This is a genomic window from Oxalobacteraceae bacterium OTU3CINTB1 (assembly GCA_024123955.1).
Taxonomy (GTDB): domain Bacteria; phylum Pseudomonadota; class Gammaproteobacteria; order Burkholderiales; family Burkholderiaceae_D; genus Rugamonas.
Map to the genome: position 1 here is coordinate 5,653,947 of CP099652.1, position 13,643 is coordinate 5,667,589.

The 13,643-nt window shown below is 64.3% G+C and carries 11 protein-coding genes; 6 read left to right on the forward strand and 5 right to left on the reverse strand.

Features of this window, described 5'->3' with window-relative positions:
• Positions 1-121: 121 nt before the first annotated feature.
• The 3 genes from NHH73_24470 to NHH73_24480 all read left to right on the forward strand — a co-directional run bounded on the left by NHH73_24470 (position 122) and on the right by NHH73_24480 (position 4,682).
• On the forward strand, positions 122-3,358 hold the full coding sequence (locus NHH73_24470; GenBank protein ID USX25697.1) for an EAL domain-containing protein: 3,237 nt from the start codon (positions 122-124) through the stop codon (positions 3,356-3,358).
• 39 nt (positions 3,359-3,397) lie between these two features.
• Positions 3,398-3,688 carry a CopG family ribbon-helix-helix protein gene (locus NHH73_24475; GenBank protein ID USX25698.1) on the forward strand — a complete coding sequence of 97 codons (291 nt, stop codon included), beginning with the start codon at positions 3,398-3,400 and terminating at the stop codon, positions 3,686-3,688.
• A 508-nt stretch (positions 3,689-4,196) separates the two neighbouring features.
• Positions 4,197-4,682, forward strand: a complete 486-nt coding sequence (locus tag NHH73_24480; protein ID USX25699.1) for a hypothetical protein — start codon at positions 4,197-4,199, stop codon at positions 4,680-4,682.
• On the opposite strand, the gene NHH73_24485 is transcribed toward NHH73_24480, so the two are convergent.
• A complete protein-coding gene (locus NHH73_24485) occupies positions 4,683-5,942 on the reverse strand; it encodes an MFS transporter (GenBank protein ID USX25700.1) in 1,260 nt (419 codons plus the stop codon). It lies immediately after the preceding gene.
• Between the two features lie 117 nt (positions 5,943-6,059).
• Between NHH73_24485 and NHH73_24490 the strand changes: the two genes are divergently transcribed.
• On the forward strand, positions 6,060-6,953 hold the full coding sequence (locus NHH73_24490) for a LysR family transcriptional regulator (GenBank protein USX25701.1): 894 nt from the start codon (positions 6,060-6,062) through the stop codon (positions 6,951-6,953).
• A 202-nt stretch (positions 6,954-7,155) separates the two neighbouring features.
• Here NHH73_24490 and NHH73_24495 read toward each other — a convergent pair whose 3' ends face one another.
• From NHH73_24495 to NHH73_24510, 4 genes are read right to left on the reverse strand one after another with little or no spacing between them, the layout of a single operon-like run.
• On the reverse strand, positions 7,156-8,028 hold the full coding sequence (locus tag NHH73_24495) for a hypothetical protein (GenBank protein ID USX29699.1): 873 nt from the start codon (positions 8,026-8,028) through the stop codon (positions 7,156-7,158).
• Between the two features lie 26 nt (positions 8,029-8,054).
• Positions 8,055-8,834 (reverse strand): hypothetical protein, encoded by a 780-nt coding sequence (locus tag NHH73_24500; GenBank protein USX25702.1) that lies wholly within the window; start codon positions 8,832-8,834, stop codon positions 8,055-8,057.
• Between the two features lie 3 nt (positions 8,835-8,837).
• The gene (locus tag NHH73_24505) at positions 8,838-9,335 is read right to left on the reverse strand and encodes a hypothetical protein (protein USX25703.1); all 498 of its coding nucleotides are present in this window, start codon (positions 9,333-9,335) and stop codon (positions 8,838-8,840) included.
• 22 nt (positions 9,336-9,357) lie between these two features.
• On the reverse strand, positions 9,358-9,651 hold the full coding sequence (locus NHH73_24510) for a J domain-containing protein (protein ID USX25704.1): 294 nt from the start codon (positions 9,649-9,651) through the stop codon (positions 9,358-9,360).
• A gap of 166 nt (positions 9,652-9,817) precedes the next feature.
• On the opposite strand from NHH73_24510, the gene NHH73_24515 reads away from it, so the two are divergent.
• On the forward strand, positions 9,818-11,584 hold the full coding sequence (locus NHH73_24515) for a glutamine--tRNA ligase/YqeY domain fusion protein (GenBank protein USX25705.1): 1,767 nt from the start codon (positions 9,818-9,820) through the stop codon (positions 11,582-11,584).
• 209 nt (positions 11,585-11,793) lie between these two features.
• Positions 11,794-13,623, forward strand: coding sequence for a CHASE domain-containing protein (locus tag NHH73_24520; protein USX25706.1), 1,830 nt, complete (start codon positions 11,794-11,796; stop codon positions 13,621-13,623).
• Positions 13,624-13,643: the final 20 nt, after the last annotated feature.

Here is a 13,643-nt window from a genome sequence, read left to right on the forward strand (position 1 = left end):
CATTGACGCAGGTCAGACCGCCAGCGAAATCGCCTTCGCTTTCACATGGGCCAGCTGTGCTACGCAGGCCCAGCCGCATCTGTTAGTATTAATTAACAAAGCCCGCACCGCCAGAACGGACATGGACAGCCACCAGTATTCCGCACACCTCCGCGACACCGAACAGCAGCCGTTGGAGCAGTTTTTCGCCCATAGTCCTTATTTCGCTTTTTCGATCGACGAAGGCGGCAAGCTGCTGTGGCTCAACGGCCACACGCGCTCGGCGCTCGGCCCCGTCGCGGACGGGACGCCGGCCGCCGCGCTGTATGCGACCTGGTCGGTGCCTATGTTCAAGGACGAGGCGCTGCCGACGGCGCGCGCGCGCGGCTACTGGCGCGGCGAGCTCGAGCTTGTCGGCGCCGGCGGCGTGCCGCACATGGTCACGCAAACGGTCGAATGGCGCCGCGCCACGGCGCACCAGCCCGGACACTACCTGTGCCTGTCGTACCCGCTCGACGACTACGACGTGTTCGAGTCGCGGCTGCGCTTCAAGCACCTGTTCGAAGCCCACCCGCAACCGATGTGGGTGTATGACTTGCATACGCTGCAGTTCCTGGTCGTCAACGCCGCCGCCGTCGCCCACTACGGCTACACGGAGGCCGAATTCCTGCAGATGACGATCAAGGACATCCGTCCGCCCGAACAGCACGCACGGCTGGAAAGCAACCTGGCCAGCGCCCCGGTCAAGGGCGCCGAGCGCGCCGGCAGCTGGACCCACATCAAGCGCGACGGCAGCCATATCGAAGTGGAAATCTCGTCGCACTCGGTGACCATCGCCGGCCATCCGTCGCGCTTCGTCGTCGCGCACGACGTCACCGAACAATTGCAGATGGCGGCCGAGCTGCACGCCTCGCGCGAACTGAAGAACCTGGTCATCAACCAGATCCCGCACCAGATTTTCTGGAAGGGACTCGACGGCAACTACCTCGGCGGCAACCAAGTCTTCGCCCATGCGGCCGGGCTCGCCAGCACCACGCAAGTGCCCGGCAAGCGCGACGAGCAAATGCCGTGGGCGCACAACGCCGAGGCCATCCGCGCCGAGGATGCCGCCATCGTCGCCACCGGCCGGCCACAGCTGGACTACCAGGACCACATGACCCTGGCCGACGGCTCGGTGCACTGGTTCCTGATCAGCAAGCTGCCGTTCCACGACCAGTACGGCAACATCATCGGCGTGCTCGGCATGATCGAGGACATCACCGAGCGCAAACAAAACGAAATGATGCTGCAACTGCGGAGGCGCGCGCTCGACGCCAGCGTCAACGCCATCGTCATCACCGCACACGGCCCGGACGGCGACGTGATTGAATACGCCAATCCCGCCTTCGCCCGGCTGTTCGGCCACAGCGGCGCCGAAGCCAATGGCCGGCGCCTGGAACTGATGCTCGGCCACGAGCAGCACAACGACGACGGCGAGGCCCTGCGCGCGGCGCTGCAGTCGCGCCAGGAGGTGACGTTGCTGATGGGCGCGCGCCATCGCGACGGCACCCCGCTGTGGACCCAGCTGCACCTGGCGCCGGTGCACACCGGCGCCGAGATCACCCACCACGTCTGCGTGCTGACCGACCTGACCGAAACCATCAACTACCAGGCACAGCTGGAGCACCAGGCCAGCCACGACGCGCTGACCGGCCTGCCCAACCGGGCGCTGTTCGGCGACCGCATGGCGCAGGCGATCAGCTACGCCCAGCGCTACGGCCACAGCGTGTGGGTCGCGTTCATCGACCTCGACAACTTCAAGCTGGTCAACGACAGCGAAGGCCACCAGGCCGGCGACGAGCTGCTGTGCACCATCGGCGCGCGCCTGAGCGCCTGCCTCGACACCAGCGACACCGTCGCCCGGCTCGGCGGCGACGAGTTCCTGCTGCTGATGCCGGACGCCGACGGCCGCCCCATGTCACTCCTGCTCGAACAAGTGCTCGACGCCGTCGGCGCGCCGGTGGCGCTGGGCAAACAGCTGTTCACCGTCACCTGCAGCATCGGCGTCAGCGTCTACCCCAACGACGGCGCCGAACCGCAGCAACTGCTCAAGCATGCCGACATCGCCATGTACCGCGCCAAGGAGGCCGGCCGCAACCAGATCCAGTTCTACGAGGCGGCCATGCACACCCGCATCGCCGAGCGCACGATGATCGAGGCCGAGCTGCGCCACGCGCTGCCGCGCAACGAGCTCAGTCTGCAGTACCAGCCCAAGGTGGATTTGCGCAGCGGCGCCGTGGTGGGCATGGAAGCGCTGCTGCGCTGGCGCCATCCGGCCATGGGCATGGTGTCGCCGGCGCGCTTCATCGGCGTGGCCGAGGAGACCGGCATGATCGTGGCGATCGGCCGCTGGGTGCTGCGCGCCGCCTGCGCGCAGAACAAGGCCTGGCAAGCGGCCGGGCTGACGCCGCTGCGGGTGGCCGTCAACCTGTCGGCGCGCCAGTTCCGCGATCCGGCGCTGGCCGGCGAGATCCTGGCGGCCCTGTCCGACAGCGGCCTGGAGGCGCAATACCTGGAGCTGGAGCTGACCGAGAGCCTGATGATGCACAACGTCGGCGAGGCGGTGGCGGTGGTCGAGCAGCTCAAGCGGCTCGGCATCGCGCTGTCGATCGACGACTTCGGCACCGGCTACTCGAGCCTGGCCTATCTAAAACAGTTCCCGGTCGATTACCTGAAGATCGACCAATCCTTCACGCGCGAGATGCTGACCGAGCCGAAGGTGGCCGCGATCGTGCGCTCGGTGCTGGCGCTCGGCCACAGCCTGGGCTTCAAGGTGATCGCCGAAGGCGTCGAAACCGAGGCGCAGCTGGCCTACCTGCGGCGTCATGGCTGCGACGAGATGCAAGGCTACTTCTTCAGCCGGCCGCTGCCGCCGGACGACTTCGCCGAACTGCTGCGGCAGGAGCGCGGGCTGGCGCCGCAACCGAGCGTGGCGCCGCGGCCGCAGCAAACCTTGCTGCTGCTGGACGACGAACCGTCGATCCGCGCGTCGCTCAAGCGCCTGTTCCGGGTCGACGGCTACGATATCCTCGGCGCCGAGACACCCGAGCAGGCGTTCGACCTGCTTGCCATGAATGAAGTGCAAGTGGTCATCAGCGAGCAGCAGATGCCCGGCATGAACGGCACCGAATTCCTCAGCCGGGTAAAGAACCTGTACCCGGGCACGATACGCATCATCCTGTCCGGCTCCGCCGATCTGGAATCGGTGCTCAACGCCATCAACCGTGGCGAGATCTACCGCTTCTACACGAAGCCGTGGGACGACCAGACCTTGCGAGAAAACATACAGGAAGCTTTCGCATACCACCGGCTGCTGCATGCCGATCAGGGGAAGGTATGATAAGGTATTACTTATCACAAACGCACAGGGAGCGCTCTTATGGCCGCTACAATTGCCCGCCCCATGTCGATCAAGCTTGACCCCGATACTCGCGCCCGTCTTGAGCAACTAGCGCAGTCGCGCCGCAGGACTCCGCACTGGATGCTTCGCGAGGCCGTCGCACAATATGTCGAGCGGGAGGAGAAGCGTGAAGCATTCAAACAGGATACGCTTAAGGCGTGGGAGGAGTATCAAACCTCCGGATTGCATGTCACAGCGGACGAGGCCGACGCTTGGCTGGCGCAGCTGGCCGATGGCAACGACATCGAACCACCCGAATGTCACGACTGATCTGGTCGCCCCGCGACACGCGCAGTGCACGCGGTCAGGCAAGGCGTCACGATGCTTGGGCATCGTCCAGAAATTGGGCGGCCCACTGAGGACATGGAGGAGGTGTTCCAGGAATGGTCAATTGATCTTGGCGACAGTGGCTATGTAGCGCTACCGAATTGACCCCGATACCAATACCGTCGTCATTTTAGCGGTACGTCACCAGAAAGAATCGGGCGAGTAAACGCGGCATAGCCGTGTGCGAAGCGCCGGATTAGACCATCGGGACCGCGCGGCGATACTTGCGATTGAGTTGCAATTAAGATAAATCGCGGCGCGCGGCGCGGCTACAATGCCGGCCATGAGAATACAACGCCAAAACCGTTGGTCCGGCCTACTTGTGACGGGTGTGGCGCACCTCGTGGTTCTTTACTTCCTTTTGCAAAGCCAGCTTGCGAAGGACGCCCCACGTGCGCGGCGCGACGCGATTCAATGGTTGCTGCCTTTGCCGAAGGCGATAGCGCCGAGCGTGGAGAGACCGCCGGCGGCCCGTGTCAAAACGCCGACCGCCGCGCCTCGGCAAATTTCCCCAGTTGCCAAATCCGCGTCGGCAGCGCCCATCGCGGCAAGCGCTAACGAAGCGGCACCAACGCCAGCCCCCTACGATCCCTTCGCACAAACACCGGCCGAGCCGCAGCCGCACACCAGCACCGACAGCATCCTGGCGCAGGCCAGGCGCGACGCCGGCAAGATCGACAAGGAACTCCGCAAGACGTTTCCCATCGCCGAGGCGCTGCCGCCGCCCGACAGCAAGCAGGCCAGGCTGCAACGCGGCTTCGACGCCGCCCGCGAGGCGGTCCCGCCAAAATGGTATCAAGCGGCCAGAATGGTGGAGCTGAGCACGCCGGACGGCGAGAACAAGACCCGTACCTACAAAATCGTCACCGCCCTGCTGACCTATTGCATCAACATCTATCCGGACGGCAGGAAGAGCTACACCGACTGCCCCCGCTGATTATTTTTCCGCCGCGCCCAGCGGCGCCAGACGGCGCAGCCGCAACGCCACCAGCATCGCCAGCGACAGCGCCAGGCCCAGCACCATCACCACGCCGGGCCAGCCGCCGCGGCCCCACATGACGCCGGTGGCCGAACCGATCACGCTCGAACCAAGGTAGTAGAAGAACAGGTACAGCGCCGACGCCAGCGCCTTGCTGGTGGTCGCGCGCCGACCGACCCAGCTGCTGGCGACCGAGTGCGTGGCGAAGAAACCGTAGGTGAACAGCGCCACGCCGGCCACGATCAGCGGCAGCCAGTTGGACAAGGTCAGCAGCAAGCCGACGATCATGATGGCCATCACCGCCCACAACACGTGGCGGCGGCCGAAGCGATCGGCCAGGCGCCCGGCCCAGACCGAACTGTAGATCCCCAGCAGATACAGGAACGACACGGCGCCGACCAGGCTATGGTTCAAGCCGAACGGCGCGCCCAGCAGGCGATAGCCGATGTAGTTGTACAGGCTGACGAACGCGCCCATCAGCAGGAAAGCCAGCGCGAACAGCCACGGCATGCCGCGATCGGACAGATGCAGTTTGAAACCCGAGGCCATCGAGCGCAGGCCGCCGCCGGCCGGCACGAAGTGACGCGAAGCCGGCAGGCTGCGCCAGAATTCCCACGCCGCCAGCACGCCGGCGACGCCCACCGCGCCCACCGCCAGGCGCCACGAAAAATGGTCGCTCAGCACAGAGGTGATGACCCGCCCCGCCATGCCGCCGAAAGCGCTGCCGCTGATGTACAGGCCCATCGACAGCCCGAGCGAGGTCGGCTCGATCTCCTCGCCCAGGTAGGCCATGGCAATGGCCGGCATGCCGCCCAGCGCGATGCCCAGCAGCGCGCGCATCGCCAGCAGTTGCGAATAGTTGTGGGCGAACGCGCTCAATATTGTCATCAGCGCGGCGATCGCCATCGCCGCTACCATCAGCGGCTTGCGGCCCAGGCGCTCGGACATGGCGCTCGACGCCACCAGCGACAAGGCCAGCGCGGCGGTCGATACCGACAGGACCATGCTGCTCTGCGCGGCGCTCAAGGCGAATTCGTGGGATAGCAAGGGCATCAGCGGCTGCACGCAGTACAGCAGCGCGAAACAGGAAAAGCCGCCGAAGAACATCGCACGGTTGCTGCGTTTGAATTCGGCGCTGCCGGCGGCGATGCGTGGCGCCGGCCCGTAGGGCGTCGGCGGTAAGGGTAAAGAGGATGCTGAAGCTATGCTTGAAGACATGTTGGTGTTCCGATGCAAATCTCAATGAAGTCATCTTAGGATTGCACTGTACGACTGTCCAATATATATTTAAGTCGTTAGTCATACTTTAAAAAGATAACAAAAAGGAGCTTCGGCTTGGAACTACGTCATTTGCGCTACTTCGTCGCCGTCGCCGAGGAGCTGAGCTTTACCCGCGCGGCCGAGCGTCTGCACATCGGCCAGCCGCCGCTGAGCCATCAGATCCAGATGCTGGAAGCCGAAGTGGGCGCGCAGCTGCTGGAGCGTAGCAAACGCTGGGTGCGCCTGACTGAGGCGGGAAAACTGTTCCTGGACGATGCGCGGCGCGTGCTGGTGCTGTCGGAGCAGGCGGTGCAGACGGCGCGCCGTGCCGAGCGCGGCGAGGCCGGGGAATTGCGGGTCGGCTTCACGTTTTCTACGCCGCTGACGCCGCTGTTCGCGACCGTCATCAACCGCTACCGCCAGCGCTATCCCGGCGTTACCTTGACCCTGCACGAGCGATCGACCCTGGCGCAGATCAACGCGCTGGCCAGCCGCGAGCTCGATCTGGGGCTGGTGCGGCCGCCGGAGTCGGCACTGCCCGAGGCGGTGATGACGACCGAGTTGCGGCGCGATCCGCTGGTGATGGTGCTGCCGGAGGAGCATCCGCTGGCGGCCAGGGAAACCTTGCGGATCAGCGATCTGGAGGGGCAGCCGCTGGTGATGTATCCGAAGACGGCCGGCACCGGCATTCATCCGCAGATTTTCCGGCTGTGCCGCGCGGCGGGCTTCGAGCCGACCATCGCCATGGAAGCCGGCGAGGCGTCGACGATGGCGGGACTGGTGGCGGCGGGTTTCGGGATCGCGGTGCTGCCGAGTTCGTTCGACATCATCCGCTTGAGCGGGGTGCTGTACCGGCCGCTGGCCGACCAGGACGCCACCACGGCGCTGCTGCTGGCGCAGCGAAAAGATGAGATATCGCCGCTGGTGGCGGCGTTCAGGGCGATCGCGCTGGAGGCGGCGAGCGGGTGACGCCGCTGGCGGCACATGGCGGATTACGGCGTTTCGCCTAATCCGCCCTACGTGTCGCCACGAAAAATCGTCTTACGCGGCCGCCGCAAATCGTCGTGCGTTCCACGGATGAATCGCGCCGCGTAAACACCCCGGATACACGTAGGGCGGATTAGCGCAGCGTAATCCGCCATCGACGAGCCGCCGCCAGCCCATCCATCAATCACGAATAATCGGCGTCCAATTCGGACCCGGCATAATTCTCCAACTCGGCAAACAAGGTCTTCATCGCCGTGCGTCCCTTGATGTGCTGGATGACGGTACAGGTCTGGCGATAACTATCGATCCGGTCCAGCAGCACCGGATGATGCTGCACCGGCACCTTGGCCACCAGCGCCGCCCAGCCCTCCTCGTAATCGGGCTTGTTCTTGCGTACCGATTTGACGAAACGCTCGAACTCCTTCTGCCCGGTGCGGGCCACCACCCTGCCCCCGCCCTCGATGGCGAAGATGATCGCCAGCGCGATCACGCCCTCGGCGTTCAAATCCGTATCGCTGACCGGCCCCTCGGTGTTGTGCCTGCGCAGCCAGCCGGCCAGGCGCACAATCGCCTGCACCTCCTTGCGCTGCTTCAGCATCACCGAATAGCGGTCGCCGCCGTTCCAGTTCTGGTTCGGGTCGGTCTGGCACAGCTCGATGAACAGGTCGCGCAAGCGGCGCGCCGAATACACCGGATCGGTATCGTACTCGCCGACCAGGGTATCCTCCGGCAACGCCGACAATTCCTTGATCATCCTGAAGCCGATCTGGAACGCATGCTCCGCGCCGTGCTCGATCAGGTAGTCGAGCGCCGCCAGGTCCGTCTCGTTCGGAATCACGTGATCGAGTCCCAACGACACCCCGCCCACCGTCAACTGCAGCGCCTTCTGGATGCCCTCGGCGGTGCGGTCGTTGGTGAACTTTTCGGCCACCATCGCCGTGATGCCGGTCAGCTCGTCGGCCAGGGCGTAGGCGGCGTCATCGTCCGGATGGGTCGCCAGTTGCTGGATCGCGCGCGTCAGGCGCGGCAAATTCTCTACTACTAATGCTGGCAGCATCGCTTCGGCGTCCTTCGAAATTTCCATCAAGAGAAAATGCCGGTGCCGACGCTACGGCGCGAACCGGCCTTGGCGCTGCGGGTCGACGGTACCTGCTTGCGCAAGCGGTACAGCAATTCTTTGGTCGAACGCTGCAGGAAGGTCGGCTCGTCGTCCGGGTCGTCGCTGAACTCGGCGTCGGCCAGGTCGGCGCTGTGGCGGAACTCCGGGAACAGCTCGAACAAGGAGCGGTCCCAGCCGTCTTCCGAGGCTTGCGCCAGCGCGATCGCCAGTGGCACGACGTCGTTGTCCGACGAGGTCTGGCCGGTCAGGTACGGGCCCTTGGCGATGATCTCGCCGGCCACTTCCAGGATTTCCTTCGGCGCCATCGAGAACAGGATGGCGAAGATGGTGGCGCCGTGGTCGGTCGCCGACGCGGCCTGCAGCAATTCGCTGCGGCGCTCCTCGTCGTCGGTCGAGAACACCACGCCGTGCACGTGCGCGAACAGCGATTCGGCGATGCGCTCCGGGTCGTCCTCGATCAGGTCGTCCTGCCAGGTCGCGGCGAAGAAGGCCAGGCTGTCGGCCCAGGCCTTGGGCGGCACCAGCAAGGTCGCCAGCGACATCTTGCCGCCGTCGAAGCCGGCCATGTGCAGCGCGGTCACTTGCGGCGGGATGTTGCTCAACACTTCCACCACCGCCAGGTCGCCGAACTGGTCGGCCGCTTCGGCGAAGGCTTGCTCGGCGTGGCCCAGCGAGCCGGCCAGCACCAGTTCGGTCACTTGCTTGCTCAGCGCGGGCAAATTGCTCTTGTTGTCGTCGGACATGGTTTAATCCTCCTTGTCGAACATTTGGGCGAAGTCGTCGGTCGCGTTGTCCTCGTCCTCGATATCGTCGCCGTCGTCGTTGGCCGACAGCTGTTCCAGCGATTGGTCGTCGTCGTCCCACTTGCGCGGATGCTTGAACAGGAAGGCGGTGATGATGGCCTGGCGCGCCAGTTCCGGCAGATTTTCTTCCAGCGCCGCATACATCTGTTGCGCCGCCTCGCCTTTGCACGAGGCCATCGCGAAGACGCGCGCCGGGTCGCCGAACTCGTAGTCCTGGGCTTCGGCCAGCAAGCCTTTCGGGTCGCTGAACTCGAGGTGGTCGACCAGGGCGAAGGCCAGCATATTGACATCCTCGATGCCGCCGCCGCTGGCGTACTCGGACACCAGCGCGTCGATCATGCGCTGGTAGTTCTTGCGGTCGGGGGGATCGCCCAGAATGCCTTCGATCTGGCCTTCCAGTTCGCGCGATTGATAGGCGAATTCGGGGTGTACTTTTCTCATTGCTTGCTTTCGTTTTAATGTATTACGCTGGCGGCAGCACGGTGCCGTGCAGGTTGAAGACCGAGCGCCATAACTGGTACGCTTCGGCTTCGGAATCGATGATGATGCGGTGGTTGACGCTCTGGTTGTATTCCTCGCGCTTGACCGGGTCGGACAGGATCTCGTAAGCCTTGGTGATGCTTTTGAAGCGCGCCTCGGCGCCGGGCGCCTGGTTGCGGTCCGGGTGGAAGCGCATTGCCAGCGAGCGGTATATCTTTTTGATCTCGTCTTCGGTGGCGTTGGGCGCGATCCCCAGCGTGTTGTAGTGATTTTCCATTTTGGAAACTCCGCGGCCATGTGCCGAAACAATTAAAGGCGAATTATACCCGTCGCACCAGCGCCCATCCCGGCCCGGCCGCCGCGACGCAGCATTTCCCCTCAGCCCACGGAGGGGATACGGTAAAATGCCCTTTACACGAACTCTTGCAAAGCCCACTTTTCAGATGAGCAACGATAAAAACAGCCCCGCACCCGCCCTGCCTTCGAATTTCCTGCGCGCGATCGTGGAACACGATCTGGCCGCCGGCGCCCACGTGCGCGAAGGCATGCCCAGCGTGATCACCCGCTTCCCGCCGGAGCCGAACGGCTACCTGCACATCGGCCACGCCAAGTCGATCTGCCTGAACTTCGGTCTGGCGCGCGACTACCAGGGCCGCTGCAACCTGCGCTTCGACGACACCAACCCGGCCAAGGAAGAGCAGGAATACGTCGACACCATCATCGACAGCGTCAAGTGGCTGGGGTTCGACTACGACTATCCGAAGGCCGACGGCGGCGTCGAGCACCACCTGCACTACGCCAGCGACTACTTCGACCAGCTGTACGCGATGGCCGAGTACCTGATCGGCAAGGGCTATGCCTACGTCGACAGCCAGTCGGCCGACGATATGGCGGCCAATCGCGGCAATTTCAACACGCCGGGCAAGAATTCGCCGTTCCGCGACCGTCCGCAAGAGGAATCGCTGCAAATCTTCCGCGACATGAAAGCCGGCAAATATGCCGACGGCGAGCACATCCTGCGCGCCAAGATCAGCGAGGACGCGATGTCGTCGCCGAACATGAACATGCGCGACCCGGCCATCTACCGCATCCGCCACGCCCACCACGTGCGCACCGGCGACGCCTGGTGCATCTACCCGATGTACGACTACACGCACCCGATCTCGGACGCGCTGGAAAACATCACGCATTCGCTGTGCACCCTGGAATTCCAGGATCACCGCCCGTTCTACGACTGGCTGCTGGAAACCCTGGCCGAGGGCGGATTCTTCAAGCTGCCGCTGCCGCGCCAGTACGAATTCTCGCGCCTGAACCTGACCTACGTGGTCACCAGCAAGCGCAAGCTGCGCCAGCTGGTCGAGGACGGCATCGTCAGCGGCTGGGACGATCCGCGCATGCCGACCATCGTCGGCCTGCGCCGGCGCGGCTACACGCCGGAAGCGATCCAGCTGTTCTGCGAGCGCATCGGCGTGACCAAGTCCGACGGCTGGATCGACATGAGCACACTGGAAGGCTGCCTGCGCGAGGATCTCGATCCGAAGGCGCCGCGCGCCACCGCCGTGCTGCGCCCGCTCAAGCTGATCATCGACAACTATCCTGAAGGCCAGAGCGAGGAATGCACGTCGCCGGTCCACCCGCACCACCCGGAAATGGGCGTGCGCACCTTCCCGATCACGCGCGAGCTGTGGATCGAGGAAGAGGACTTCATGGAAGTGCCGAGCAAGGGCTATTTCCGCTACTACCCGCCGATCGACGACAAGCCGGGCAGCCGCGTGCGCCTGCGCCACGGCTACGTGACCGAATGCACCGGTGTCGACAAGGATGACAACGGCAAAGTCGTCGCTGTCCATGTCAATTACTTCCCGGACTCCAAGTCGGGTACGCCGGGCTCGGACAATTACAAGGTCAAGGGCAACATCCACTGGGTCTCCGCCGCCACCGCGCTGGAAGCCGAAGTGCGCCTGTTCGACCGCCTGTTCACCGACGCCCAGCCGGATGCCGGCGGCAAGGAATTTCTGTCGCTGCTCAATCCAAACGCCAAGGAAGTGGTGACCGCCTATCTGGAACCGGGCATGAGCGCCGCCCTGCCCGACCAGCGCTTCCAGTTCGAACGGCACGGCTACTTTGTCGCCGACCGCGTCGACTCGAGCGCGGGCAAACCTGTGTTCAACCGCATCGTGACGCTAAAAGACAGCTTCGTCGCCAAATAAGACGACTAAGCCCTCAGAAACCGGCGCCCTTCGCAAGGAGGCGCCGGTTTTTTTTCGTTCCCGCACTCGGGCACTCCTCAGGATAAATGGCATTATTTATAAATTTACTTGACTAGCATTAGTAATATTTTCTATATTCAAGTAAAGTGGCGACCACTGAAGTTGCTTGAAAGGCAATCGCAATGGAGGTACTTCTCGCGCAGCGACAAATGTTTTCCCCGCCAAAATCCGTCTGGTGGGCGGGGGTCATGCTGTCCCTGGGCGTGGGCGCGCTGTGCTATGTTGCCGCCTATAAAATGGTCGAATACGACGCCGGCGAGCGCTTCATGCACCAGGCGCGCAACGCCCAGTACCACATCAGCTCGCGCATCGACACCTATGCCGACGTGCTGCGCGCCACGGCCAGCTACTTCGACGCCAGCGGCAAGGTCGAGCGCGAAGACTTCCACCGCTTCGTGCGCGGACTGAAACTGGCGACCCAGTTTCCCGCGCTGGTCAGCATCAATTACGCGGAGTACATCACCGAAGCGCAGCGCGGGGATTTCGAAAAGGTCGCGCGCCGCAGCGGCGACGGCACCGCCAACGGCTATCCCGACTACGTGATCCAGCCGACCGGCCGCCGCGCCGACTATTCCGTCATCACCATGATCGAGCCGATCGCGGCGTTCCGCTGGCGGGTCGGTCTCGATATCACGCACAAGCCGGCGGTGGCGCAGGCGCTGGCCAACGCGCGCGACACCGGCGAAATCAGCACCTCCGGCAAGCAGATCGACATGGACAGCTTCGGCCAGGGCGGCGGCATGGCGATCCGGCTGCCGCTGTACAACAAGGATATGCCGCTGACCACCACCCAGGAGCGCCGCGCCGCCTACCGGGGTTCGGTCGGGATAGGCTTCAGCGTACCGCGCCTGGTGCAACTGGCGATGGACCAGATGCAAGTGCGCGACGTGCGCCTGCGCCTGTACGACGGCGGCGAAAGCAACGACCGCTCCTCGGCCGCGTCGGCCCCCTCCCTGTTGTTCGACAACAAGGTCAACGGCGGCGAGAACGTGCGCTCGGCCGACCAGTTCGGCATCGTGCTGCCGCTGACGTTCAACGGCCGCCAGTGGCATGCCCACTTCAGCGCGCCCAAGGCGGCCTGGTCCAGCCGCTTCGACCTGTTCCTGCCGTGGCTGGCCATGTTGAGCGGTTTTATCGGCTCGCTGCTGTTCTACCTGCTGATCCACACGCTGTCGTCGTCGCGCATGCGGGCGATCAAGATGGCTAAGGTCATGACCAAGGAATTGCGCGACAGCCAGGCCAAGCTGCAACAGTCGCACCATAAGCTGCGCCGGCTGGCCGCGCACGCGGACCAGATCAAGGAGCAGGAGCGCAAGCGCATCGCGCGCGAAATCCATGACGACCTCGGCCAGAACCTGCTGGTGCTGCGCATCGAGGCGGACATGCTGGCCACCCGTACCCGCCACCGCCATCCGCGCCTGCACGCCCGCGCGAAAAGTACGCTCAGCCAGATCGACAGCACCATCAAAAGCGTGCGCCATATCATCAACGACCTGCGGCCGAACGTGCTGGACCTGGGCCTGAACGCGGCCGTCGAATGGCAGATCGCCCAGTTCCGCCAGCGCTCCGGCATGGTGTGCGAGCTGATCGAGCACCAGCGCGACATCCGCATCGACGACCATTGCGCCACCGCCTTCTTCCGCGTGCTGCAGGAATCGCTGAGCAATATCGTCCAGCACGCGCACGCCAGCCTGGTCCGGGTGGAATTGCGGCAGGCCGGCGGCATGCTGAGCATGACCATCACCGACAATGGCGTCGGCATGCGGGCGAGCAATCGCAACAAGGTCGGATCGTTCGGCCTGGTCGGCATCGAGGAGCGCATCAGCCTGCTCGGAGGCGTGTGCTCCATCATCGGCAGTCCCAACGCCGGCACCACGGTCGCCATCTCGGTGCCGATCGACCACGTCCCACCGCCTTCCAACGACGATCTGACCGACATCAACGACACCGGCCACTTGACCGCCAACGTCATCGCTTGACCCCCTCCGGTTTACCCCGT